The 25,469-nt window shown below is 67.5% G+C and carries 21 protein-coding genes and 1 riboswitch; of the genes, 14 read left to right on the plus strand and 7 right to left on the minus strand.

Annotated elements, in window-relative coordinates; genetic code table 11:
• Window positions 1-35: 35 nt before the first annotated feature.
• Together napA and NMB43_RS17695 are read right to left on the minus strand one after the other, a co-directional pair.
• Window positions 36-2,594, minus strand: coding sequence for a nitrate reductase catalytic subunit NapA (gene napA / locus NMB43_RS17690; protein WP_494349485.1), 2,559 nt, complete (start codon window positions 2,592-2,594; stop codon window positions 36-38).
• A complete protein-coding gene (locus tag NMB43_RS17695) occupies window positions 2,591-2,887 on the minus strand; it encodes a chaperone NapD (protein ID WP_494349486.1) in 297 nt (98 codons plus the stop codon). The genes napA and NMB43_RS17695 overlap by 4 nt, the downstream gene beginning before the upstream one ends.
• A 363-nt stretch (window positions 2,888-3,250) precedes the next feature.
• Between NMB43_RS17695 and NMB43_RS17700 the strand changes: the two genes are divergently transcribed.
• The 8 genes from NMB43_RS17700 (at window position 3,251) to NMB43_RS17735 (ending at window position 11,615) form a co-directional block, all read left to right on the plus strand.
• Window positions 3,251-3,766, plus strand: coding sequence for an RNA polymerase sigma factor (locus NMB43_RS17700; RefSeq protein WP_494349487.1), 516 nt, complete (start codon window positions 3,251-3,253; stop codon window positions 3,764-3,766).
• Window positions 3,767-3,854: 88 nt separating this feature from the next.
• Window positions 3,855-4,976 (plus strand): FecR family protein, encoded by a 1,122-nt coding sequence (locus NMB43_RS17705; RefSeq protein ID WP_494349488.1) that lies wholly within the window; start codon window positions 3,855-3,857, stop codon window positions 4,974-4,976.
• 123 nt (window positions 4,977-5,099) lie between these two features.
• Window positions 5,100-7,475, plus strand: a complete 2,376-nt coding sequence (locus NMB43_RS17710; protein WP_494349489.1) for a TonB-dependent siderophore receptor — start codon at window positions 5,100-5,102, stop codon at window positions 7,473-7,475.
• A gap of 345 nt (window positions 7,476-7,820) precedes the next feature.
• Window positions 7,821-8,132, plus strand: a complete 312-nt coding sequence (locus NMB43_RS17715) for a hypothetical protein (RefSeq protein ID WP_494349490.1) — start codon at window positions 7,821-7,823, stop codon at window positions 8,130-8,132.
• 11 nt (window positions 8,133-8,143) lie between these two features.
• Window positions 8,144-9,844 (plus strand): PepSY-associated TM helix domain-containing protein, encoded by a 1,701-nt coding sequence (locus tag NMB43_RS17720; protein ID WP_494349491.1) that lies wholly within the window; start codon window positions 8,144-8,146, stop codon window positions 9,842-9,844.
• Entirely contained in the window at window positions 9,837-10,163 is a 327-nt protein-coding gene (locus NMB43_RS17725; protein WP_494349492.1) for a DUF3325 family protein, read from the plus strand. Before NMB43_RS17720 ends, NMB43_RS17725 begins: the two co-directional genes overlap by 8 nt.
• 282 nt (window positions 10,164-10,445) lie before the next feature.
• Window positions 10,446-10,730, plus strand: a complete 285-nt coding sequence (locus tag NMB43_RS17730) for a YkgJ family cysteine cluster protein (RefSeq protein ID WP_494349493.1) — start codon at window positions 10,446-10,448, stop codon at window positions 10,728-10,730.
• Window positions 10,731-10,790: 60 nt separating this feature from the next.
• A complete protein-coding gene (locus tag NMB43_RS17735) occupies window positions 10,791-11,615 on the plus strand; it encodes an undecaprenyl-diphosphate phosphatase (protein ID WP_494349494.1) in 825 nt (274 codons plus the stop codon).
• 84 nt (window positions 11,616-11,699) lie between these two features.
• Here the strand turns inward: NMB43_RS17735 and NMB43_RS17740 are convergent, their stop codons facing one another.
• Entirely contained in the window at window positions 11,700-12,737 is a 1,038-nt protein-coding gene (locus NMB43_RS17740; protein WP_494349495.1) for a formylglycine-generating enzyme family protein, read from the minus strand.
• Window positions 12,738-12,906: 169 nt separating this feature from the next.
• On the opposite strand from NMB43_RS17740, the gene NMB43_RS17745 reads away from it, so the two are divergent.
• The 3 genes from NMB43_RS17745 to rarD all read left to right on the plus strand — a co-directional run bounded on the left by NMB43_RS17745 (window position 12,907) and on the right by rarD (window position 15,775).
• Window positions 12,907-14,127, plus strand: coding sequence for a hypothetical protein (locus tag NMB43_RS17745; RefSeq protein WP_494349496.1), 1,221 nt, complete (start codon window positions 12,907-12,909; stop codon window positions 14,125-14,127).
• Window positions 14,128-14,287: 160 nt separating this feature from the next.
• Entirely contained in the window at window positions 14,288-14,875 is a 588-nt protein-coding gene (locus NMB43_RS17750; protein WP_494349497.1) for a YqiA/YcfP family alpha/beta fold hydrolase, read from the plus strand.
• Window positions 14,876-14,884: 9 nt separating this feature from the next.
• Window positions 14,885-15,775 (plus strand): EamA family transporter RarD, encoded by an 891-nt coding sequence (rarD, locus tag NMB43_RS17755; protein WP_494349498.1) that lies wholly within the window; start codon window positions 14,885-14,887, stop codon window positions 15,773-15,775.
• A gap of 193 nt (window positions 15,776-15,968) precedes the next feature.
• Here the strand turns inward: rarD and NMB43_RS17760 are convergent, their stop codons facing one another.
• Window positions 15,969-17,282, minus strand: a complete 1,314-nt coding sequence (locus tag NMB43_RS17760) for a DUF2252 family protein (RefSeq protein WP_494349499.1) — start codon at window positions 17,280-17,282, stop codon at window positions 15,969-15,971.
• A 73-nt stretch (window positions 17,283-17,355) separates the two neighbouring features.
• Here NMB43_RS17760 and NMB43_RS17765 point away from each other — a divergent pair, with 73 nt between their 5' ends.
• A complete protein-coding gene (locus NMB43_RS17765) occupies window positions 17,356-19,353 on the plus strand; it encodes a ribonuclease catalytic domain-containing protein (protein WP_494352165.1) in 1,998 nt (665 codons plus the stop codon).
• A 13-nt stretch (window positions 19,354-19,366) separates the two neighbouring features.
• Window positions 19,367-20,302, plus strand: a complete 936-nt coding sequence (locus NMB43_RS17770; RefSeq protein ID WP_494349500.1) for an energy transducer TonB family protein — start codon at window positions 19,367-19,369, stop codon at window positions 20,300-20,302.
• A 69-nt stretch (window positions 20,303-20,371) separates the two neighbouring features.
• Here the strand turns inward: NMB43_RS17770 and NMB43_RS17775 are convergent, their stop codons facing one another.
• Window positions 20,372-20,581 carry a hypothetical protein gene (locus NMB43_RS17775; protein ID WP_494349501.1) on the minus strand — a complete coding sequence of 70 codons (210 nt, stop codon included), beginning with the start codon at window positions 20,579-20,581 and terminating at the stop codon, window positions 20,372-20,374.
• Window positions 20,582-20,679: 98 nt separating this feature from the next.
• Window positions 20,680-22,200, minus strand: a complete 1,521-nt coding sequence (locus tag NMB43_RS17780) for a protein adenylyltransferase SelO (RefSeq protein WP_494349502.1) — start codon at window positions 22,198-22,200, stop codon at window positions 20,680-20,682.
• A gap of 260 nt (window positions 22,201-22,460) precedes the next feature.
• On the opposite strand from NMB43_RS17780, the gene NMB43_RS17785 reads away from it, so the two are divergent.
• Window positions 22,461-24,437, plus strand: a complete 1,977-nt coding sequence (locus tag NMB43_RS17785) for an acid phosphatase (protein ID WP_494349503.1) — start codon at window positions 22,461-22,463, stop codon at window positions 24,435-24,437.
• A 68-nt stretch (window positions 24,438-24,505) separates the two neighbouring features.
• Here NMB43_RS17785 and NMB43_RS17790 read toward each other — a convergent pair whose 3' ends face one another.
• Window positions 24,506-25,060, minus strand: a complete 555-nt coding sequence (locus NMB43_RS17790; protein ID WP_494349504.1) for a TMEM165/GDT1 family protein — start codon at window positions 25,058-25,060, stop codon at window positions 24,506-24,508.
• Window positions 25,061-25,152: 92 nt separating this feature from the next.
• Window positions 25,153-25,268: riboswitch (yybP-ykoY riboswitch) on the minus strand.
• Window positions 25,269-25,469: the final 201 nt, after the last annotated feature.

Genomic DNA, 25,469 nt, shown 5'->3' on the forward strand with positions numbered 1-25,469 from the left:
ACCAGGCTGCGGCACCACCCTTCCCCCTTCTCCTGTCACGCCTTCAGAACCTTGACCGCGCACTTCTTGAAGTCGGTCTCCTTGGAGATCGGACAGGTCGCGTCCAGCGTGAGCTTGTTGACCAGGCGCCCCTCGTCGAAGAAGGGCACGAAGATCAGGCCCACCGGCGGCTTGTTGCGGCCGCGCGTTTCGACGCGCGCGGTGATCTCGCCGCGCCGCGAGGCGACCTTGATCAGCATGCCGCGCTGCAGGTGGCGCTTCTTGGCGTCGTCCGGATGCATGAATACCACCGCCTCCGGCACCGACTTGTGCAACTCGGCCACGCGCCGCGTCATGCTGCCGGTATGCCAGTGCTCCAGCACGCGACCGGTGCACAGCCACAGGTCGTACTCCTTGTCCGGCATCTCGGGCGGGTCCTGGTAGGGCAGCGCGAAGATGACCGCCTTGCCGTCCTTGTGCCCATAGAACTTCACCCCTTCGCCCTTCTTGACGTAGGGGTCGTAGCCTTCGCGGAAGCGCCACAGCGTCTCCTTGCCATCCACCACCGGCCAGCGCAGTCCGCGCGCCTTGTGATAGACCTCGAAGGCCGCCAGGTCGTGGCCGTGGCCGCGGCCGAAGATCGCGTACTCCTCGAACAGCCCCTTCTGCAGGTAGAAGCCAAAGGCCTTCGACTCGTCGTTCATGTAGCCGTCGATGGCGTGCGCATTGACCTTGGCAACATCGGCCAGCGGGTACTTGTTGACCACCTTGTTGGCGTACAGCACGTCGTACAGCGTCTTGCCCTTGTACTCCGGCTTCTTGGCCAGCAGTTCGGCCGGCCACACTTCTTCCATCTTGAAACGCTTGGAGAACTCGACGTACTGCCACAGGTCCGAACGCGCATCGCCCGGTGCCTTGACCTGCTGGCGCCAGAACTGGGTGCGCCGCTCGGCATTGCCGAAGGCCCCTTCCTTCTCGGTCCACATCGCGGAAGGCAGGATCAGGTCGGCGGCCAGCGCCGACACCGTGGGGTAGACATCCGACACCACCACGAAGGCGGCCGGGTTGCGCCAGCCCGGGTAAATCTCGCCGTTCACGTTGGGCCCGGCCTGCATGTTGTTGGTGGTGCTGGTCCAGTAGCACTTGACCTTGCCATCCTTCAGCGCGCGGCTCTGCGCCACCGCGTGCAGACCGATGTTGGCCGGCAGCGTGCCCTCGGGCAGTTGCCAGATTTCCTCGGTGTGCTTGCGATGTTCGGGATTGGTCACGACCATGTCGGCCGGCAGGCGGTGGGCGAAGGTGCCCACTTCGCGCGCGGTGCCACAGGCGCTGGGCTGACCGGTCAGCGAGAAGGGGCTGTTGCCAGGTTCGCTGATCTTGCCGGTCAAGAGGTGAACGTTGTAGATCATGTTGTTCACCCAGGTGCCGCGCGTGTGCTGGTTGAAACCCATGGTCCAGAAGGAGACGACCTTCTTCTTCGGGTCGGCATACAGCTCGGCCATCTTCTTCAGGCGCTCGGCAGGGACGCCAGAGAGCTTGGCGGTTTTTTCCAGCGTGTACTCGGAGACGTACTTGGCGAACTCCTCGAAGCTCATCGGCGTGGACTTGCCGGTGTCGCCCTTGGGCTTGCCGTCGGCGCCCGGATAGCCGTTGTTGCTGGCGTTCTTCTCCAGGTCATGCGTGGGGCGCAGGCCGAAGCCGATGTCGGTCTCGCCCTTCTTGAAGTTCACATGCTTGGCGACGAAGTCCTTGTTGACCTTGCCACTCTGGATGATGTGATTGCAGATGTAGTTCAGGATCGCCAGGTCGGTGTTCGGCACGAACACCATGCCGTTGTCGGCAAGGTCGAAGCTGCGATGCTCGAAGGTCGACAACACATGCACCTGGCATCCCGGGTGCGACAGGCGGCGGTCGGTCACGCGGCTCCACAGCACCGGGTGCATCTCGGCCATGTTGGAGCCCCACAGCACGAAGGCATCGGTCGCCTCGATGTCGTCGTAGCAGCCCATCGGCTCGTCGATGCCGAAAGTGCGCATGAAGCCGGCCACGGCCGAAGCCATGCAGTGACGTGCGTTGGGGTCGAGGTTGTTGGTGCGAAAGCCGGCCTTGTACAGCTTGGCCGCGGCATAGCCTTCCCAGATGGTCCATTGACCCGAACCGAACATGGCCAGTGAGTTGGGGCCGCTCTCCTTGAGCGCCGCCTTCCACTTCTCGGCCATGATGTCGAAGGCCTTGTCCCAGGAGATCGGCGCGAACTCGCCGTTCTTGTCGTACTGGCCGTTCTTCATGCGCAGCAGCGGCTGCGTGAGGCGGTCAGCGCCGTACATGATCTTCGACAGGAAGTAGCCCTTGATGCAGTTGAGCCCGCGATTGACCGGCGCATCCGGGTCGCCCTGGGTGGCCACCACGCGGCCGTTCTGCACCCCGACCAGCACCGAGCAGCCGGTGCCGCAGAAGCGGCAGGGCGCCTTGTCCCAGCGCACCTCGTTCGGATTGCCCGCCGCTGCGCCGGCTGGCTTGTCGGCGGCGAGCGCCACGACCGGCGCGCCACTGGCGGTGGCGACGGCGGCCGCTACGGCCTGGCTCTTGATGAAGTCGCGTCGTGACATGCTCATGCTCTGCTCTCCTCGCGGCGTGAACGACTGAAGGCCGCGGCCAGTTCGGGCGCGGTCGTCTCTTCGTCGGTGTATTCGTAGGCCAGGGTGACGCCCAGCACCTTGGGGGCGGTGGACACGGCCAGGATGGAATCGCTGACGGCATAGCCCTCGCCGTCTTCGATCGTGAGGATCAGGCGGCCGCCGTCCTCGGTCGCGCCATGCAACTCGACGCCAGGAATCGCCGCCAGCGTTCGGCTGACGATCTCACGCTCCTCCGGCTTGATGCGGACCAGCAGACTGGTGACCTTCATGCCCCCTCCTTTTTGTGCACCATGTTGGTCAAGCTTAGACGCCAGGCCCGCCCCAATAAAGGACAGCCAGCCTATCCATGCACCAACCCTGTGCTCGTCATGGGATTGGACTTTCCAGACCCCTTCGCCGGCCTTGATTCGAATCAAGTTACGCAAATGACATGGCCGCACCAAAGCGGAGCCTGCGTCAGATCAAGCGCAAGGGGCCGCCTGAGCGCCGCCGCGCACCGCATCTGATGCGTGCGGCCCGCCGCCCAAGCGCCCCGGCGACACAAGCAGGCCTTCGTATGTTTAAATGCGAACCATTCTTATTGCTAAAGTTGTAGGGCTCCCCCCTCTTTCCGTCTGCCGAATGGATGTCCCGTGCTGGAGCGTTATCACCGCGAGTTGCTGAGCTTCCTGAGCCGCCAGGTCAATGACCGCGAGCTGGCGGCCGACCTCACCCAGGAGAGCTTCCTGCGCGTGCTCAGCGCACAGGGCAGCGGGCAGGCGATCCTCGACCTGCGCGCCCTGCTCTACCGCACCGCGCGCAACCTCGTCGTCGACCAGTACCGGCGCGACGCAGTGCGCCAGCACGAGGCCCTGGATGCGGTGCCGGAAGCACAACACCCCCCGGCGCCCAGTCATCTGCAACCGGAGGAAGCACTGGCCGCACAGCAGGTCATCCGAGCCTACGTGGCCGCCATCGAGGCGCTGCCACCGCGCTGCCGCGAGGCCTTCGTGCTGCACGTCTTCGACGAGTTGAGCCAGGCCCAGGTCGCGCAGCGCATGGGCATCTCGGTCAGCATGGTGGAGAAACACGTGGTACGCGGCATGCTGGCCTGCAAGCAGTGCCGGCGCAGTCTGGCCGCTGACGGGCCCACCGACGCCCCGCCATGATCCGCTCTCCCAAGGACTGCCGGACGACAGGTGAGGATGCCTGCGCCCTCGTGCGTCTACCCCACAAGAGCACGCCTGCCATCCCCTCATGAACCTGCGCCCATCCGCCTCTGCCCCGGACATCGACGACGAAGCCCGCGACTTCGAGGCCTTCGCCCAGACCCAGGACCCGCTGGACCTCGCCGCGGCCACCTGGGCGCTGCGCCGGCGCAATGGTCTGGACGCGGTTGGCGAGGCGGAACTGGCGGACTGGCTGCGCGCCGATCCCCGGCATGGCGAGGCGCTGGAGGACATGGCACGCGACCTGGACGAACTGCAGCAGGTGCCGGACGACCAGATCGCCTCGCTGAAAGCCGGCCTGGCCGCGCCGCCGCGCCCGGCCGAGAGCGTGCGCCAGGCGCCCCGCTCACTCGTACGCTGGTGGCAAGGGCTGCAACTGAACTGGCTGCCGCAGGCTGCCCTGGCCGCCACGGTGTGCGTGCTGTGTGGCACGGTCTGGCTGGGCTGGCAGCACTGGCAACAGCAGCCGGTCTTCGCCCAGGCCTACGCGAGCGCGCGCGGCCAGCAGTTGAACGTCGTCCTGCCGGATGCGCCGCAGCAGGGCAGCACCCTGCAGCTCGACACTGCCAGCCGGGCCGAGGTGAGCCTCTACCGCGACCGCCGCGAAGTGCGCCTGAGCGAAGGCCAGGCAATGTTCGTGGTGCACCCGGACGCGAGCCGCCCCTTCCATGTGTGGGCCGGCGGGCTGCGCATCACCGTGGTGGGCACCCGCTTCTCGGTGCGCCACAGCGCGCGCGGGCAGGGTGCCGGGCAGACCGTGGTGGAGGTGGAAGAAGGCCGGGTGCGCGTAGCGCCGGCCCAGCCGGGGCAGGCGACCGTGGAGCTCGTGGCCGGCCAGCGCGTGGCGGCCGACGGACGCGGCGGACTGGGCGCCATTGCCACGCTGTCGCCGGCTGCCGTGGCGCCCTGGCGCAGCGGCCGGGTGAGCTTCGACCAAACACCGTTGGCGGACGCGATCGCCGAGTTCGAGCGCTACGGCCCGACCGGCCTGGTGGTGCGCGACCCGGCGGTGGCTGCGATGCCGGTGGGCGGCAGCTATTCCCTGCAGCAACACCGGCAGTTCGCCCAGGCCCTGCCGCACATGCTGCCGGTACGTCTGGTGCGGCACGACGGCCTGACCGAGGTGGTCGCGCGGGAGGCCGAAAACTAAATAGTAAAAATTCTCATTTGCGATATGAGGATTCAGCGGGGCTGATCCGTCTTCATCGGCAGGAGGGCTTGCGGCGTGGCGCCGGAGCCCGGCAGTCAACCCACCGATGCAGGAGTTTCACCCATGCGCACCGCGCAGCATAAGAAGCGTTTCACCCCTACTCCCCTGGCCCTGGCGGCCGCCCTCAGTGTCGCCCTGGCCGCCGGCCAGGTCGCCCCGGCCCATGCCCAGACGGCCACGCCGGCCGCCGTGTCGATCAACATCCCGGCCCAGGGTCTCGGCCCCGCACTCAACGAACTGGCGCGCCAGGCCAATCTGCAACTGAGCTTCCCGGCCGAGTTGGTGGCCGGCAAGACGGCACCGGCCGTGAGCGGCCAGCTCACCGCGCGCCAGGCGCTCGACCGCCTGCTCGCCGGCAGCGAGCTGGAAGCCAGCCTGGAGGGCAGCGCGGTGCTGGTGAAGAAGGCTGCGCCACGCGCCGCGACCGAGGAGCAGATGCTGCCTGCGGTGGTAGTGACCGGCCTGCGCGACAACCGCGTCTCCAAGGGCGCGACCGGCCTGCCGATGGCGATCAAGGAAACGCCGCAGAGCATCACCACGCTGCAGGCCGAGGAGCTGCGCGACTACGGCGTGACGGGCAGCAACAAGGCGCTGCAGATGGTCACCGGCATCAACGTCGAGCAGTACGAGACCAATCGCGCCACCTTCAACTCGCGCGGCTTCGAGATCCAGCTCACCCAGGTCGACGGCCTGGGCATGACCAATAGCTGGGGCACCGTGGTCGGCCAGCAGGACACCTTCCTGTTCGAGAAGATCGAGGTGATCCGTGGCGCCAACGGTTTGCTGACCGGGGTGGGCAACTCCTCCGGCACCATCAACTACGTGCGCAAGCGCCCGACCAACAAGGATGAAGGCACGGTCGAACTGAAGCTGGGCGCGCACGACATGAAGCGCGCCGCGCTCGACTACAACAAGGTGTTCACCGAAGACGGCTCGGTGGCCGGTCGTTTCGTGGTGGTGCACCAGGACACCGACTCGTGGATCCGCGACCTCAAGGACCGCAACACCTCGCTCTACGGCGTGATCGACAGCCAGATCGGCAACAGCGGTGTGCTGACCCTGGGCCTCACCCACCAGGACAACCAGCAGAAGTCGCCGATGTGGGGCTCGCTGACCCTCAACTACCTGAGCGGCGGCCAGGCCGAGTTCGACACCTCGTCCTCCACCTCGCAGGACTGGACCTACTGGGACACCAAGGCCACCACCGCCTTCGCCGAGTACACCCACTACCTGAATGACAACTGGGAAGCCAAGTTCACCTACAACAAGCGTCATGCCGAGGAACAGACCCGCCTGCTCTACGCCTACTCGCTGACGGGCGGCCTCAATGACGACAACACCGGCCTGGTCGGCTGGCCTTATGGCAGCTTCACCACCACCGAGAGCGACCTCCTCGACGCCAACCTCAGCGGCTCGTTCAACCTGTTCGGCCGCAAGCACGAGCTGATCACCGGGCTGAGCCATTCGGTCGAGGAGACCGAGACCGACGTCTACAACTTCAGCTCGTCCTACATGCTGCTGCCGCTGCCGGCCTTCCCCTATGGCGGCAACGTCTACCCGGAACCGGACTGGGGCCCGCGCACCCCGAACGACGGCGGCAAGCAGTCCCTGACCCGCCTCTACGCCGCCTCGCGCCTGGCGCTCACCGACGAGCTGCGCGCCATCGTGGGCCTCAACGCGGTCAAGTTGTCGCGCGAGGGCAGCTCGCGCTACGGCGCCGCCACCACGACCACGAACTACCCTGACACCCGCGAGTCCAGCCCCTACTTCGGCCTCACCTACGCCTTCACGCCCAATGTGCTGGGCTACGCGTCCTACTCGGAGATCTTCCAGAACCAGGATCAGACCGACTACAACGGCGCCTACCTGGACCCCATGAAGGGCGTCAACAACGAGCTGGGCGTCAAGGCCGACTGGCTGAGCAAACGTCTGCTGACCACCTTCGCCGTGTTCAGCGCCAAGCAGGAAGGGCTCGCCACCTACGACGGCATGACCAGCGGCGGCCAGTACGCCTACGTGCCGAAGGACGTGGAGTCCACCGGCTTCGAGTTCGAGGTGCAAGGCAAGCTCAGCGCCGACACCAACCTGGCGCTCGGCTTCACCCGCCTGAAGCTGACCGGCCCGGACGGCAAGGACATCTACGAATGGGTGCCGCGCACCCTGGCCAAGCTGCGCGTGGACAGCCGCGTGCCGATCCTGCCCGGCCTGCGCCTGGGGGTCGCCACGCGCTGGCAATCGGATGTGCATAAGGAGGGCGGCGCCCGCCAGGACGCCTTCTTCGTCGCCGACGCCTTCGCCAGCTACCAGATCACCAAGGACCTGTCGGCCCGCCTGAACCTGGTCAACCTGTTCGACCAGAAATACGTGACCGGCCTCGCCTACGGCGCCGTCTACGGTGAGCCGCGCAGCGCCTACCTCACGCTGGAGTACAAGCTTTGAGGACCAAAGGCTGAGTACGGGAGTGGGGAGTCGAACACGCCAGCGTCATTCCTGCGCAAGCAGGGACGACCGAGTCGGGCGCGTGCGAACTCCCCTCGCCCCAGCGGGGAGAGGGGCGGGGGGAGAGGGGCCATCCACCCGACTCACCCGCCCGTCATTCCTGCGAAGAGCCCGCCCTCGACCCGATCGGGGGCAGGCATCCAGCGTCTTGTGCCGACCCCGACCCGACCGACAGAACAAGCCAAGTCACTGGGTCCCTGCCTGCGCAGGGACGACGGAGTCGGCCACACGACGCAGCCCTGCGCCCCCTACCGAACACCCCGCCCCACGAGATAGCCAAACGACATGACCGCCATTCTTTCCCGCCCCCCATTCCAGAGACTGAGTCTCGCCCTGCGCATCCTCCTCGTCGTCCTAGGCGGCTGGGGGTTCTCGTGGGGCTTCGTTGCCTTCGGCACCACCGCCCTGGTGGGCCTGGGCGTCGAGTTCCATGACGCCGAGACGGCCCTGCTGATGCTGGGCCTGCTGGTCTTCCTGGGCCTCTTCCTGTGGTCCTTCACCACCCGCAGCGTGCTGCGCGTGGGCGTCGTGCTGCTCGGCGGCGCGGTGCTGTTCAACGCAGCGGCATTCCTGCTGCAGCGCGCGATCCTGTCCTGAGGAGTCCCGCCATGTACCCGAGTTTCCGCCAATCCATGGCCTGGCTGCACACCTGGTTCGGCCTTGCGCTGGGCTATGTGCTGATGGCCTGTTTCTTCTTCGGCGCACTGTCGGTGTTCGACCGCGAGATCGACCGCTGGGCGCTGCCCGACACGCGCTTCGCGCCGCAGCCCATGCCGTCCTTCGACAAGATCCTGCTGCCGGCCTTCCAGCGCCTCGAAGCGGACCCCGCCGACTATGCCGCCAACATGCCGGTGCTGCACGACCCGGCCAAGGGCCCGCAGACCCCGCGCCTGGCGTTGCCGGCCGACGAGTACTGGGCCTACACCACCCACCGCGACCCGGTGCTGGCCATCGGCGCGGGCTTCCGCGTGCCGCTGCCCAAGGACGAAGCCGGGCACAACCACATCCACGGCAACGCCACCCTCGACCCGCGCACCGGCGCAGCGGTGCGTGCCGACCAGCTCAAGATCGGCAGCCAGTGGTTCTACCCGATGCACTACAGCCTGAACTGGCAGTGGAAGAACATGGGCATCTTCACTGTGGGGCTCGCCGGCCTGGTGATGCTCGTCGCTCTGGTCACCGGCGTGATCATGCATCGCAAGTTCTTCCGCGAGTTCTTCACCTTCCGCCCGCAGAAACAGACCCAGCGCAGCCTGCTCGACCTGCACAACCTCACCGGCGTCGTCGCGCTGCCCTTCCACTTCTTTTTCGCCTTCACCGGCCTCCTGATCTTCGCTGGCTTCTACTACTTCCCGGTGTCGCAGTTCCAGCTCAAGCCGCTGCACGACCAGCACGAAGTCATCGAGGCACGCGAGACCGGCCTGCCGCACGCACGCGCCGGCATCGCCGCGCCGCTGGCCTCGGTCGACGCGATGATGATCGAGGCCAAGCGCCGCTGGGCCGCGCGCGACATGGCCGGCGAAGTGGGCTTCCTGCAACTGCATCACTTCGGCGACGCGAATGGCTATGTGAGCATCTACCGCGCCGGCAGCGATCGTGTGGCCCTGGTGGGCGAAGCCATCCACTTCAAGGCCAGCACCGGCGAAGTGCTGCGCGAAGACCCGCCGCGCAACCCGGTGCAAGGGCTCAACGAGTTCCTGACCGGCCTGCACCTGCAGCACTTCGAGCACTGGACCCTGCGTTGGCTCTACGTGCTGGGCGGCCTGCTGGGCTGCGCCTGCATCGCCACCGGCTTCCTGTTCTTCGTCGAGAAGCGCAAGCAACAACACGCCCAGGCCGGCAGCGCGGGCAGCCGCGTGGTCGACGCGCTGGCCGTCGGCTGCGTGACCGGCATGGTGATCGCTACCCTCGGCATCCTGGTCGCCAACCGCCTGCTACCGGCAGACCTGGCGGGCAAGGGCGAGTGGGAGCAGCAGGTCTTCTGGGGCCTGTGGGCGCTCGCCTTCGTGCACGCCGCGCTGCGCGGCGCGCCGGTGGCGCGCGGGGGCATCAACCCGGCCTGGCGCGAGCAATGCTGGGCCATCACCGCGCTGGCCCTGGCCGCCGTAGTGCTCAATGCGCTCACCACCGGCGACCATCTGCTGAAGACGATCATCTTTGAACCCTACTGGGCCGTCGCCGGCGTGGACCTCAGCCTGCTGGCCTGCGCGGGCCTCGCCGCCTTGGCCGCACGCCAGCTCGCCCGGCGTGCGCGCCGCGCCAGCCCCGCCGCCCGCGGCGAAGCCGACACGGAGGTGGCCCATGCCTGACGCGCTCTGGCTCATCCTCGCCGCCCTGCTGAGCCTGGCCGGCATGGCCTGGCTGGCCCTGGCCATGACGGTGCACTGGGAGCAGGTCATGCCGCGCCCGGCGGCTAGACGCCCACGCCGCCTGCTGCGCGGTGCGGGCGCCTGTGCCCTGGCCCTCGCAGCCGCCGCCAGCCTGCTGGCCGACCGCCCCTCGATGGCGATCCTCGTCTGGTTCATGCTGCTTGCCGCCAGCGCGCTGGCGGTGGCGCTGACCCTGGCCTGGCGCCCTGCCTTGCTGCGCGGCCTGTGGCCTGGTCGTTCAGACGCCGGACAGGCCTGAATCGCCGCACCCACTGCTCGTCGAACCCCTCCCGACCTCCCCTTACGAAGGGGAGGCGTCTCCCGTGCGCAAGCCAGCCACATTTCGCCCACACAGCCCTGCCGCCCCACGAGAGAGCGAAGCCCCCGCCCAGGCGCGACCGGACGCCCTCCCCTTCGTAAGGGGAGGGATGGGGAGGGGTTCGCTTTGCGCACAACAAATCACCCACAGGCCCCGCGCAGGCATGGGCGGCCAAGGGCAGTACACTCAGTCCCCAGCCCTCAGCACTCAGTCCTGCTTGTTATGAACTGCCGCCCCCGCTGCGCCGCCTGCTGCATCGCGCCGTCCATCTCATCGCCCATCCCTGGCATGCCCAAGGGCAAGCCGGCCGGAGTGCCCTGCGTCCAGCTCGATGCAGACCTGCGCTGCAAGATCTTCGGCTCGCCCGAGCGGCCGGCCGTCTGCGGCGGCCTGCAGCCTTCGGAGGAGATGTGTGGCGATACGCGCGAGCAGGCCTTGCGCTGGCTGGGCTATGTGGAGCGCGTGACTGCCGCCGATCCCGCAGCGCAACAAATTGCGCCTGAGTGACGCAAGCACCCATACGCTTTCAGGGATAATCGGGTTTTCCCCATCCGCCCGCCCTGCCCCATGGATCTCGCCCTGCTCCTCAAAGCCGCCATCCTTGGCGTCGTCGAAGGCCTCACCGAATTCCTGCCGATCTCTTCCACCGGCCACCTGATTCTTGCGGGCGCCTTGCTCGACTTCACCGGCGACAAGGCCAAGCTGTTCGAGATCGTGATCCAGTCCGCCGCGATCATGGCGGTGGTGTGGGAATACCGGCAGCGCCTGGGCCACGCGGTGCTCAGCGCCACACGTGAGGAAGCTTCGCGCCGCCTGCTGGTGAACGTGGCCATCGCCTTCCTGCCGCTGGCGGTGCTGGGCCTGATCTTCGGCAAGTGGCTCAAGGCCCACCTGTTCAACGCGCCGGTGGTGGCGGCGGCCTTCATCCTGGGCGGGGTGATCATCCTGTGGGCCGAGCGCAAGAACCACCACGAGCGCGTCGCCACGGTGGATGACATGAGCTGGCTGGACGCGCTGAAGGTCGGCATCGCCCAGGCCTTCGCGCTGATTCCGGGCACCTCGCGCAGCGGCGCCACGATCATCGGCGGCATGCTGTTCGGCCTGTCACGCAAGGCCGCCACCGAATTCACCTTCTTCCTCGCCATTCCCACGCTGGGCCTGGCCTCGGTATACTCGCTCTACAAAGAGCGCGCGCTGCTCTCGGTCGATGACCTCGGCATGTGGGTGGTCGGCATGCTGGCTTCCTTCATCTCGGCCTTCGTCTGCGTGCGCTGGCTGATCCGCTTCGTCTCCACCCACAGCTTCAAGGTCTTCGCCTGGTATCGCATCGCCTTCGGCCTGATCGTGCTGCTCACCTGGCAGATGGGCTGGGTGCAGTGGGTGGAGCACTAAGAAGCCGTAACAAAATGGTTCTGACGTTGTTGCGCCTCCTTGCCGTACCACGTGTACGCCTACTCAGAACCGTCACGCTTCGCTTCACTCCATTGTGTTACGGCTTCTAGGCACCGGCTCCGCTTCCAGCAGCAGGCGGATACCCACCAAGGTGTAGCGCGTCTGTGGCGTATTCCAGTTGCGGAAGCCGCAGCGTGCGTAGAGCGGCCAGGTGTGCCACGAGCCGCCACGCCGCACCCGCGCATTGCCGTCCACCGGCCCGCGCGGATCATCGAGTGGCGACTGCGCGTAGTAGTCCTCGCCGTACCAGTCGGCAGTCCATTCCCACACATTGCCATGCATGTCGTACAGGCCCCAGGCATTGGGCTGGAACTGTTCGACCGGCGCGGTGAAGAGGTGGCCGTCGTCGGTCTGCAGCGCAAAGCCCGTCCACTTGGGCCACTCCAGCGCGGTGCGCAGGTCGAACACATTGCCCACCGCGGCCAGCCCGGCCGGGTCGTCGCCGTTCTGGTAGCGCGTTGTGGCGCCGGCGCGGCAGGCGTACTCCCATTCGGCCTCGCTCGGCAGGCGGTAGCGCCGCCCCTCCTGCCGGCTCAGCCACGCCGCCAGGGCCTGGGCATCGTGCCAGGTGACGTTCACCACCGGATGATCCTCGCCCTGCGCAAACCCCGGGTTCAGCCATGAGTACTTCGGATCGCGCCCCTCGAAAGCGTCGCCGCGCGCACTCTGCGCCGGATCGTAGGCGCGATTGAAGCCATAGCCACCCGTGCCGTCCGCGATGGACTCCGGCACATGGCCGGAGGCAGCCAGGAAGCGCCGGAACTCGCCGACCGTGACTTCATGTCGCGCCAGATAGAAAGGCTGCGTGATGCGCACGCGATGCCGCGGTTGCTCATCCGCCAGCCCGGCCAGGCGCTCGCTGGGATAGCCCGGAAAGTCACGCGCAAACCCCGTCGCCGTCTCCCCGCCCCCCATCTCGAAACTGCCGGCGGAAATCAACACGAAGGGCATGCCCAGGGAGTTCACGAAAGGCGCTGCCGGCCGATCCTCCGCAGCCGCGCCAGCCCCTGCCGAACAGGCCAAACCCACCACCAGCACCACACCGAACCCTGTGTTCCGCATGCCCCCTCCCCTCGCCCTGCGCTGCGGCGGATGTCGCTTGCCCAATGTCAAATACGCCCGCTCGCTTGCTGCAATGCGCGGGTGACAGCGCAACCCTTCTGGCATACTCCGCGCCGCGAATTTACAAGTTTTTGCACAACCATAACATTCATACCCGGGGATCTCTCACATGCACTTCAAACCTGTTTCCTTTGGCGCCCTGCTCCTGGCTGGCCTGTTGAGTGCCTGCGGCGGTGGTGGCGGTGGTGGCGATAGCAGCACCACGACAACGACCACAACGACGCAGCCCACGACCTGCGGCAATCCCAGCCCGAGTGCCAGCACCGCCGACTTCTCCCTGTCGACCGTGAACCTGACGGTGAACGGCGCGGCAGGCGTGGCCACCAACCCGAGCCAGACCGTCACGATGAGCGTGAGCAACCCGGCCGCCACAACCATCCTCATCCAGCAGACGGTGAGCTGGCTCAAGATCGTGAGCAATCTTGCCGGCGGCTACGCCACGGTCAGCGGCGACGGCTCAGCGCTGGTGCCCGGCACCTACTGCACCACCGTCAACGTCGCCCTGCTCAATGCCAGCAACACCATCCTGTCCTCACGTGACGTGGCGGTGAAGTTCGTCGTCGGCGCCGCACCGGCACTGGCCACCACGCCTGCCTGGAACAGCTACAACGGCAACCTCGAACCCAACGCCACTGGCGCTCTCACGCTGTCGTCCGGCTCCACCGGGACATTCGCCCAGATCGGCGGCAACATCCCCGACCCCAGTGGGAACGGCACGATCTACTTCATGGATTACCTGAGCCCGACCGGCACCGGCCTGCTGCGCATGGACTCCAGCGCCGTCGCGCTGAACCGTACGCTGATCCGCGACAACAACTTCCTCAACACCACGCCGAGCTATCCGCGCTACATGACCTACCTGATGCGCGTCGCCCCCGTGGCCGGTGTCACCTACGACAGCAACACGCGCCTGGCCGATCTCGAACTCGCCTTCGCCGATAGCCGCGTCACGCTCTCCCTGCGGGGTGACGCCAACAGCGGCAACGTGCGCATCAGCTCGCTGGAGCAAACCGGCGGCGATCACTCCAAGCAATTGGACATGAGCCAGCCGCACATCTTCCAGGTCGCGGTCGCCATGACCAGCCCCTACGCGGGCACGGTCACGGTGTATGCCGATGGCAACGACACCCCGATCCTCGGCCCGCTCACGACCGCCAACATGCAGCGCACCTACGTCACCGGCCAGGACTACGTGCAGTTCGGCGACAACCGCCCGCAAAGCCTGATCAGCGACCTGGACTGGATGGCCTGGACCACGCAAGGCGCTTACATGCCCTCGCAGATCGTAGGCAAGCTGCCCAGCGGCCTGGGTGTGACGACCGGCTACTGAGCATCCAGCCGGCAGTCGTTCAGCAAAGGGCGCGGCCTCGGCCGCGCCCTTTTTCTTTGCGGAATCCGCATACGCCTCTTTGACGCAGCGCGTCATCCTGGGCTCGCTTTGCGGGCACAATGACGGCCTGCTTCTTGCCCACCCGTCGTACCCGCGCAGCATGATCCTCTACCTCCACGGCTTTCGCTCCGGCCCACAATCCTTCAAGGCGCGCCAACTCCAGGCGCACATGGCGCAGTTGGGTCTGGCCGATCACTTCTGGTGCGAACAGCTCGCCTGGGGGCCGCAGGCCGCGATAGCGCAGGTCTCGCAGATCATCGAGGCCACGCTCGCACGCGGCGCGCGCCCCACCCTGGTCGGCAGTTCGCTGGGCGGTTTCTATGCCACGCACCTGGCCGAGCGTTACGGGCTCAAGGCCGTCGTGGTGAATCCCAGCGTGGTGTCGCATCTGACCTTGGAACCCTGGCTGGGGACACAGACCCAGCTCTACACCGGCGAGAGCTTCGAGTTGACCACCCAGCATCTGGACGAACTACGCGCGCTGGAAGTGCCGCACATCGCCGAGCCCCGCCACTACTGGCTGCTGGTGGAGACCGGCGACGAGGTGCTGAACTACCGCCACGCCGTCGAGAAATACCTCGGCGCACACCAGACCATCCTCAAGGGCGGCGACCACAGCTTCACGCGCTGGGCCGACTACCTGCCGGACGTGGTGCGCTTCGCCGGCCTGCGCCGGCATGAGCACTGAGCGCTGGCGATGAGCGCACCCGACCGTCGCGGCCTGCTCAGCGCACTGGGCGCCTTCTGCATCTGGGGACTGTCGCCGCTGTTCTTCAAGGCGCTGGCCTCGCTTGGCGCCTTCGAGGTGGTGGCGCACCGCGTGCTGTGGTCGGTGGTCCTGCTGCTGCCCTTGATCGGGCTCACCCAGGGCTTCGGCCAAATCCGCCGGGCGTTTGGCGACGCACGCCTGGCCGGCCTGCTGGTCGTCACCATGCTGCTGGCAGGCAGCAACTGGCTGATCTACGTGTGGGCCATCATGGCCGGGCGCACGGTGGAGGCAAGCCTGGGCTACTTCATCAACCCACTGGTCAACGTGGCTCTGGGCGCGATCTTCCTGCACGAACGCCTGCGCCCGATGCAGAAGCTGGCCGTGGGGCTGGCCGCACTCGGGGTCGCCACGCGCATCTGGGCTATCGGCCACCTGCCCTGGGTGGCCCTTGCACTGGCCGTGACCTTCGCGGTGTACGGCCTGCTGCGCAAACGCGCGCCGGTCGACTCGCTCAACGGTCTATGCGTCGAGACGCTGGTCGCCCTGCCCATCGCCCTGGCCTACCTGGGTTGGGAGCTGTCGCGCGACGAGCTGCGCGCCCTGCACGGCGGCGCCTGGATGTTCCTGCTGCTGCCGGCGGCCGGACTCATCACCACGATCCCGCTGTGGCTGTTCACCGAGGGGGCACGCCGTCTGCCGCTGTCGCTGCTGGGCCTGGTGCAGTACCTCGCGCCGACGCTGCAGTTCCTGATCGCGGTGTGGGTCTTCCACGAGCCCTTCGGCGCCAGCCAGTTGCTGAGCTTCGGCCTGATCTGGACCGCGCTGGCGGTGTTCTCCTGGGATTTGCTGCGCAGCACGCGCGCCGAGATGAAGGCTTAGGCACGACCGGGCGCCCCCCTCCCCGTCGTCCCTGCGCAGAGCCTGCCCTCGACCTGATCGGGGGCAGGGACCCAGCGACTTTGCTTCCCCCGGCCAGCCACCCCTGAAAGACACTGGATTCCTGCCTTCGCAGGAATGACGGACGCGGCGCGTCGGACTCCCGACTCCCGACTCCCGACTCCCGACTCCCCAATCAGTACAAGCGCGCGGGCTTCATATCCTTGAAGTCACGCCAGTCCTGCGTCACCTGATCCGCGTAGTCGAAGGCGAAGCGGCGCAGCTCGGTCTGGCTCTGGCGCAGGTCCTGACGCGCGAAGGCACTGAGCGTGGCAGGCTTTGGCAGCGCATGGGCATGCGCCAACGCTGCGCCCGCCTGGGCGGCTACCTGGGTCAGCTTCTTGGGCGTGTCCAGCTCATCGACATCGAAATCCTCCTGCAGCACCGGCCGCTCGCGCAGCACGTAATCCACGCCCTCCAGTCGCAACACGCCGGCCAGGGGGTCGGGCTGGCTCAACTGGGCGCGCAGCGCGGCCACCACCCGGGCCGCCTCGCCCGCCGGCGCGACAGCACCGGCTTGGGCCAGGCGCGAGGCCGGGGCGGCAGCCTGCTTGAGCTCCAGGATCACATCATCATCCGGCCCCAGCGTGCCACCCTCCACCAGCACCCAGTAGCGCAGCCGGCCCAGGCTACCGACGCCCGAGCCCAGCTTCTGGCGCACGTCCTTCACGCGGAAGAACGCTGCAGGCCGCGCCATCCCTTTGGCATAGTCCGCCACGGCCTTGCGCAGCGCAGCCTCCCGCGCCGGAGCCAGCTCGCGCAGGAGTTCGTCGTCGCGGAAACGGCGCTGCCCATCCTTGACCCGGCTCGTCTTGTTCAGCCACTTGGCGCGCGACTGGCTGGCCGCCTCGTCAAGGCACGCCCGCACTTCGCCCTGCGCCACCGCCTCGTCGAGATGGAAGGCCCGCACCGATTCGCCCCTGGTAAAGGCGACCAGACGCGTCAGATAGGCCTCGACCAATGCGTCCAGCGCCGCCGCGATGTCCGCCTCATCCAGTTTGGCCCCGCGCCCCACCAGCACCAGGCTGGTCGCCAGGCGGCGCAGGTCCCACGCGGCCGGACCTTCTGCAGCCTCGTCGAAATCACTGAGGGCGAAGATCACACGGCCACCGCCATCGGCAAAGCAGCCGAAGTTGGCCAGGTGCGCGTCGCCGTTGAGCTGCACGCGCTGATTGAAGGTGACGGCAGGCGGCAGCCTTGCCATGTCACGGTAGAACAGCGGTGCGGTACCGCGCAGGAAGGTGAAGGCGGTCCGGTCCGCCCGCATCTTGTCCATCTTGGTCGCCAGCTCTTCGGGGGCCTGCGCGGCCCACGGGTGATGGTCGGCGTAAAGCATGGCTTGCAGCCAGTCGGCGCGCGCAAGCAATGCGGTCGGCGGGCGGGCCCAGGCAAAACCCAGCGCGCCGCCCAAGGCGACGCACCACAGCAGCAGACGGCGTGGATGAAACATGGTTTCCCTCCCGGGGAGCGCGGGGGTGAGCCGGTATAATCCGGCGTTTTCCGCGCCAGCCTCCCCCAAGATCATGAATGTGCTGTTCGAAGAGGACGGGTCTTTCAAGACCGGTTCGATCCTCGCTGATAACGACAGCTCGCTGCAAGTCGAGACTTCCACCGGCAAGCGCGTCAAGCTCAAATCCGCCAACATCTTGCTGCGCTTCCCCAGCCCGGCCGCCGGCGAACTGCTGCCGCGCGCCGAGGCCGAGGCCGCCGCGCTGGAAATCGACTTCCTGTGGGAAATGTGTGGTGATGACGAGTTCGGTTTCGCCGAATTCGCCGCCGATTACTACGGTCACACCCCTTCGGCCATCGAGTCCACCGCCCTGCTGGTCAAACTGTTCGGCTCGCCGATCCACTTCCACCGCAAGGGTCGTGGCCGTTTCCGCAAGGCGCCGCCAGACATCCTGGCCGCCGCGCTGGCCGCACAGGAAAAGAAGCGCCTGCAGCAGGAGGCCATCGCGCGTATGAAAGACGAGCTGCTGGGCGGCACGCTGCCGGCCGAGTTCGCCCCCATCCTGCCGCAACTGATGTACCGGCCGGACCGCAACCGCCTGGAGACCAAGGCACTGGAAGCGGCCTGCGAAGCCTCCGGCCTGTCGGTCGCCAAGCTCATGCTCAAGGCCGGCGCCATCGCCTCCACGCACGATTTCCACCTCGGCCGTTTCCTCTTCGAGTACTTCCCGCAGGGCACCGGCTTCGGCGAACCGACCATCCCGAGCGCGCCGGACGATCTGCCGCTGGCCGCCGTCGAGGCCTTCTCCATCGACGACGCCACCACCACCGAGATCGACGACGCCCTGTCGCTGACGCCGCGCACCGGCGGCGGGTGGACCGTGGGCATCCACATCGCCGCGCCGGGCCTGGGCATCCGCCCCGGCGACGCGCTCGACACCATCGCCCGCGAGCGCCTGTCGACGGTCTACATGCCCGGCAACAAGATCACCATGCTGCCCGACGCACTGGTGGAAGCCTTCACGCTGGGCGCCGGCCAGGCCCGCCCCGCGCTGTCGCTGTACGTCGAGGTCAATGCCGACTACAGCATCGCCGGTCATCGCTCCACCATCGAGCGCGTGCCGGTGGTGGCCAACCTGCGCCACCACGACATCGAGCCGGTGTTCAACGAGGAAACCCTGGCCAACGCTTTTGCCGGCACGCCCGACTTCGCCTACAAGCGCGAGCTGGTCACCCTGTGGGAATTCGCCACCGTGCTGGAAGCCGGCCGCGGCAAACCCTCGGCCAACCAGAACATGCTCGACTTCAACTACTACGTGGATTGGGACGAGCAGACCGCCGACGGCCCCGGCCGCATCCGCATCGAGCGCCGCAAGCGCGGCTCGCCGCTCGACAAGCTGGTCGCCGAACTGATGATCCTGGCCAACTCCACCTGGGGCAAGCTGCTGCACGAAGCCGGCATTCCTGCCATCTACCGTGCCCAGACCGGTGGCCGGGTGCGCATGACCACCGCCGCCGCACCGCACGACGGCCTGGGCGTCGACTGCTACGCCTGGTCCTCCAGCCCGCTGCGCCGCTACGTCGACCTCGCCAACCAGTGGCAGCTCATCGCCCACCTCACGGGCGAAGCGGCCCCCTTCCCGCCTGGCTCCGCCGCCCTGGCCGCGGCCATGAACGACTTCGACCAGACCTACAACGCCTACGCCGACTTCCAGCGCGGCATGGAGCGCTACTGGTGCCTGCGCTGGCTGCGCCAGGAAGGCCGCAAGACCGTCTCCGCCCGCGTGCTGCGCGAGAACATCGTGCGTCTCGAAGACGTCCCCTTCGTGTTCAAGCTGCATTCCCTGCCCAAGCTGAACAACGGCGAACGCGTCGAGCTGACCATCGACCACAGCGACCTGCTCGAAGTCGAGCTGCGCGCCAAGTACCTGGCCACCCTGCCGCCGCTGGCCAACGCCGAGAGCGAGGCCGACAGCGAGCTGGACGAGGGCTTGGAGGACAGCCTGAACGGAGCGGAGAATGGAGCCAGCGGCGGGACGGACGGCGCCGAAGGCAGCCCGCCCGCCGCGTAAAATCCCAGCCGACATGAACGCCCGCAGCGCCCCCGCCCGCCCCCGCCACGCCAGCAAGTCCGCCGCCCTGCCGCCCGTCGCACGCACCCGCGCCGGGCGCTGGGTCTTCGTGCACGCGCTGGGCATCGGCGTGGGCGTCTCCATCTGGTCGCACGGCCTGCTCGCCAGCCTGGGTTTCATCACCCCGCCGCCCGAGCCGCGCAAGCGCGACGACGAAGGCCTGCGCGTGGTGCTGGTCAACGCCAAGCACGCCCTGCCGCCCAAAGACGCCAAGCTGCTGGCCCAGACCAACCTCGCCGGCGGCGGCACCACCGAGGAAAAGAACCTCCCCACCTCGCCGCTGCCGCCCGAGAGCCGCGAACAGAGCGGCGACGCCCTGCTCGAAGCCAAGCAGAAGCAGGTGCAGCAGCTCGAAGCCCTGCAGCGCGAGCTGATGACCCAGGCCCGCAGCAATGCCGCCGTCGAACTGGCGCGCAGCCGACCCGACCAGCAGGAACACCCGGAAGCCAGCAACGGCAGCGAGATGACCGAGCAGCAGCGCGCCATCGCACGCCAGCAGGCCATCGTCGAAAAGAAACTGCAGGAATACGCGCAACGCCCGCGCAAGCAGTTCATCGGCCCCACGACCAAGGAATACCGCTTCGCCATCTACGTCGACGAATGGCGCCAGCGCATGGAAAAGGTCGGCACCCTGCACTACCCCAAAGAAGCGCTCAACCGCCCCTACTCCCTGCTGGTCTCCATCGAGATCAAAGCCGACGGCAGCGTCAGCAGCGTGGACATCCCGCGCTCATCGGGCAACAAGAAGATCGACGACACCGCGCGCCGCATCATCCAGCTCGCCTCGCCCTTCGCCCCCTTCCCCAAGGACATCCGGCGCGACACCGACGTGCTGGTCGTCACCCGGACCTGGACCTTCTCGGGCGAGCAGTTGCGCGCGGAGCAGTAGGCCCTTCACGCACAAAAGCAAAGGGCGGCCAAGGCCGCCCTTTTTCTTGCCGGAAACGACTGACTTGGCTTACTTCGCGGCCGGTTCGCTGGCAGCGGCGCTGGCTTCGGGGGCCGGCATGGCTTCGCTGGCGGCGGGGGCCGGGGCAGCTTCGGGAGCGCTGGCTTCCGGGGCGGCAGCCGGAGCGGCCGGGGCGGGAGCGGGTTCCTCGGTCTTGCTACAGGCGGCAACGGCGGTGGCGATCAGGGCGGCAAGCAGAACGTTTTGAATACGCGGCATCATCAATCTCCTATTTGACAGCGGCCGACATGGCCGACTGTTGTTCAACGCAGCAATGGGCCTAAAGGTTTACATCAATTCCCGGACAATGTTTTCCCTCAGCTGGAGCAGCTGACTTCGAGGCCGCTGGCCCAGTCGGGCGGCAGGGCGGCGTAGTGAGCGCATTCGGGGCGCTCGTCGAAGGGGCGGCGCAGGCAGTCGAGCACGCGGGCGATTTCGCTGAAGTCGCCTTGGCGGGCGGCGCGGATGGCGCCTTCGGCCATCCAGTTGCGCAGCACGTAGGCGGGGTTGCAGGCGCGCATGGCGGCCTGGCGTTCGGCGTCGTAGCGGCCTTCGGCGGCCAGCCGGGCGCGCCATTTGCGCAGGAAGGCATCGCCCGCCTCGCGGTCGACGAAATGGTCGCGCAGCGGGGCGTCGGCCTCGGGGCCGGCGTAGGTGCCGGGCAGGCGGCTCAGGTTGCGGAAGAACAGGGTGTGGTCCAGGCGCTGTGCCTGCAGCAGCACGTAGGCTTCGCCGATGAAGTCTTCGTCGTTGTCGCGGGCTTCGGCCAGGCCCAGCTTGGCGCGCACGAGGCCGGCAAAGCGCTGCTCGAAGGCGGGGATGTAGGCCTGTTCGACGATGTCGCGCACGGCATCCGGATGACCGATCAGCGGGCGCAGCGCGTCGCCCAGGGCGAGCAGGTTCCACATGCCGATGCGTGGCTGCATGCGGAAGGCGTAGCGCCCGCCGTGGTCGGAGTGGTTGCAGATGTGGCTGGCGTCGAAGGCTTCCATGAAGCCGAAGGGGCCGTAGTCGAGCGTGAGGCCGAGGATGGACATGTTGTCGGTGTTCATCACGCCGTGCATGAAACCGACCGCCTGCCACTGCGCCATCAGCTCGCCGGTGCGGCGGGCCACGTCGGCGAGCAGGGCCTCGTAGGGCTTGGCTTCGTCGCGCAGGGCGGGGCGGAAGCGGTCGATCACGTAGTCGGCCAGTTGCTGCAGCTCGGTCTCGCGGTCCAGCGAGTTCCAGTGCTCGAAGGAGCCGAAGCGCACGAAGCTCTCGGCCATGCGCGTCACCACGGCGGCGGTCTCGACGGTCTCGCGCTGCACCGGCGCGGGCGAGCCGATGAGGGCCAGGGCGCGCGTGGTGGGGATGCCCAGCGCGGCCATGGCTTCGCTGCAGAGGAATTCGCGGATCGAGGAGCGCAGCACGGCGCGGCCATCGGCGAAGCGCGAATACGGAGTCTGCCCGGCGCCCTTGAGCTGCAGCTCCCACACGCCCTGCGGCCCGGCGACGGCGCCCAGCAGGTGCGCGCGGCCATCGCCCAACTGGCCCGCCCACACGCCGAACTGGTGGCCGGAGTACACCGCGGCCAGCGGCTCGCTGCCCGGCAGCAGGCGATTGCCGGCCAGGTATTCGGCCAGTTCGGGACGCTGCAGCTCGGCCGGGTCCAGCCCGATCAGGGCGGCGGCATCCGCGCTGATGGCGATGGTGTGCACCTGGGGCAGCGGCGTGGGGTTGAGCCGGGTATAGAAAGCCGGCGGCAGACGCGCGAAGTGGTTGTCGAAGGGCAGGCTTTCGAGCGCGTGGCCGGTACGCAGGGCGTCGCGCTGCAGAGGGGGAATGGGGGCATCCATGTCGGGGGCTGTCTGTTTTGTCGGGTGGCTGGGGCGGTGCACGGGGAGAAGCAAGAGTCGGACGCACGGCGGCCAGACCTTCCTCCGCTTGAGAGTCTACGCCCCTGCCATGGGTTCCGGCCGGGTCGCGATGCGACGCGTCAAGCCTGAGTCGTTTGTCATGAAACTGCCGCAAAAGCTTAGTCTGGCGTTCAAAGACCTGAAGCAGGGGCGGCCTAGAGTCGGCGTCTTTGTTCGCCTCATCAGGAGCCTGCTTCACCATGCAACACCCTATGCAGCATCGACCCACCGCCCTCGCCGCCGCCCTTTTCTCCGCCTTCCTGCTCGGCGCCTGCGGCAGCGGCAGCGACAGCAACGACACCGCCGCCACGACCAGCGCGCCCACCCCGCCAGCCGCCCTGGGCTTCGTCGACAGCGCGGAGCCGCCGGCCGGCGTGCTCGCCTACGTCGACACCGGCGCGAGCAACCAGCGCAACAATCCCTGCCAGGTCACGCTGGACACCAATGCCGGCGTGCGCGTGCTGAAGGGCTTCCTCGACGTGTGGGAGCCACTGACCCGCAAGGTCGATGCCGGTGTCACCCTGGCCGCCGCCAATGGCTGCGCGGCAGTCACCGCCTCCACCTGGTCCGGCGTGCCGGGCACCGCGCCGGATGGCACGGTCACCAGCAGCGCGCTGCATCAGGCCAACATCGACTATGTGAAGAACGTGACCCAGAGCCGCACGACGGCTCAAGCCCTGGCGGCCTACATGGACGACCGGCGCGCCAAGGGCTTCTCGGTCAGCGATGGCATGGGCCCGCTCACCAGCATCTGGCGCAGTGGCACCGGCCAGACCAGCAGCATCGTGGCGCCGGCCGACCCGAATGCCGCCGTGAGCCCCGCCGTCAATGACAGTGGCAACAATCTCGGCGACAAGACCAACTCAGCACTGGCCCAGGCCGTCACCTTCATCGACAGCGGCAACATCGTCGATGGTTCCACCGAGCCGGCCAAGCGCTTCTACAAGTACGCCCGCCCCTATCGCTGGAGCACCGACGTCATCGTCGTGCCCTCGCTGGAATCGGCCAAGAGCAGCACGCCGGCCACCGATGGCGGCTTCCCCTCGGGCCACACGGCCGAGGCCTGGCGCGACGCGCTGCCCATGGCCTACCTGTTCCCGCAGCGCTACCAGGAGCTGATCACCCGCGCGATGGAGATGGGCGAGAGCCGCATCCTGGCTGGCATGCACTCGCCGCTGGACGTGATGGGCGGGCGCATCCAGGCCACCGCCGTGGTCGCCTACAGCCTCAACAAGACCACCATGGACAAGGCCGCCACCTACAAGCAGGTGCAGGACTACCTGATGGCGCAGACCGGCACGGGCGATTTCAATGCCCTGCTCGCCAAGGCACGCACGCCGGTGACGACCGATACGAGCAACGTCAATTACGACCGCTTCGGCGACTACGCCGCGAACAAGCTCTACTTCACCCAGCGCCTGAGCTACAAGCTGCCGCAGATTGCCGCCCACGCCGGCCGCGCACCGAACGTGCCCAAGGGTGCCGAGGTGCTGCTGGAAACCCGTCAGCCCTACCTCACCGCAGCACAACGTCGCGTGGTGCTGAAGACCACCCAGATCGACTCCGGCAATCCGCTGGCCAACGATGAGGAGGGCTGGGGTCGCCTGAACCTGTTCGCCGCGGCCGACGGCTATGGCGCCTTCAACGGCGACGTGACGATCGCCATGGACGGCAGCCAGGGCGGCTTCCACGCCGAAGACAGCTTCCGCAACGACATCGGCGGCGCCGGCCGCCTGGTGAAGCAGGGCTCGGGCACGCTGAATCTGAGCGGCGCCAACACCTGGAGCGGCGGCACCCTGGTCGAGGCGGGCACGCTGGCCGGGCAATCCGCCACGGCATTTGGCAAGGGCGACGTGTATGTCAGCGGCGGTACGCTGCGGGTCGCTGCGAGTTCCTCGCTCACCATTGCCAGCCGCTACACCCAGCTCGCCGCCGGCACGCTGGAGCTGGTGATCGGCAACGGCACGCAAGGCCGCCTGAATGTGAGCGGGCTCGCCACGCTGGGGGGCCGGCTGAACCTCAAGCTGGCCAACGGCTACAAGCCCGCCATCGGCAGCACCCTGGACCTGATCGTCAGCGGCAGCCAGTCCGGCAGCTTCTCCAGCGTGACGCTGGAAGGCTACCGGGTCACGCCGATCTACACCGCGACGGGCGTGCAAGTGCGCATCGACGGCTGATCCAGGCCTCGTCTCAGCAAAAAGGCCGGCGCTTGCGCCGGCCTTTTTGCATGGCGAGGGTCGGTCACTCAGAGCAGCACGGCCACGCCCAGCACCGCGAACACCGCCGCGCACACCATGTGCACCTTGCGGATCGGCACACGCCGCGTGATCGCATCGCCGAGGAAGACCACCGGCACGTTCGCCAGCATCATGCCCAGCGTGGTGCCGATGACCACCCAGCTCAGTGCCTGGTACTTGGCGGCCAGCGCGACGGTGGCGATCTGCGTCTTGTCGCCCATCTCGGCGAGGAAGAAGGCCACCAGCGTGGCGCCGAAGACGCCGAAGCGGTGAGCGCCCGGCTGCTCGTCATCGTCGAGCTTGTCCGGAATCAGAATCCAGATCGCCATCGCGATGAAGGAGGCGCCGAGAATCCAGCGCAGCACATCGGGGCCCAGCAAGGTGGTGATCCACTCACCCACCGCCGCCGCACCGGCGTGATTGAGCAAGGTGGCCACCAGGATGCCGGCGCAGATGGCCCAAGGCTGACGGAAACGGGCGGCGAGGACGAGCGAGAGCAGCTGCGTCTTGTCACCCATTTCAGCGAGGGCAACGATACCGGTCGAGACGAGAAAAGCTTCCATGAAAAGGGCAGTGGCGGGCCGATGGCAGATGAACCGATGACTGCACCAGCCCATCGACCCGCGTCGATGCTGGCACAGCCAAAGGTCTCGCCAAACCGGAACGGGCTTCCGGATCCGCCGCACCATGTTCCCGACCGATGAGGTCGTGGAGCAAGTCTGTTGATGCGGCGCCTGCGTACGCAGGAGGCTACTCCCCAATGACGGCGCGCAGTCTAACTGATTTGCTCAGAGCTGCGCCACGAGGAATCGCAAAACCTCGTCGCGCATGCCCGGCGTCTCGCAATGGCCCACCGGCTCCACATGCAGGCGCCAGGCCTGCGGTGCGCCTGCTGCGGCGTAGTGTGCGCGGCACCACACCCCCTCCCCGGCCCTCCCCTTGTCAGGGGAGGGAGTCGTACTCGCCCAATGG

This window comes from Uliginosibacterium sangjuense (assembly GCF_059132465.1).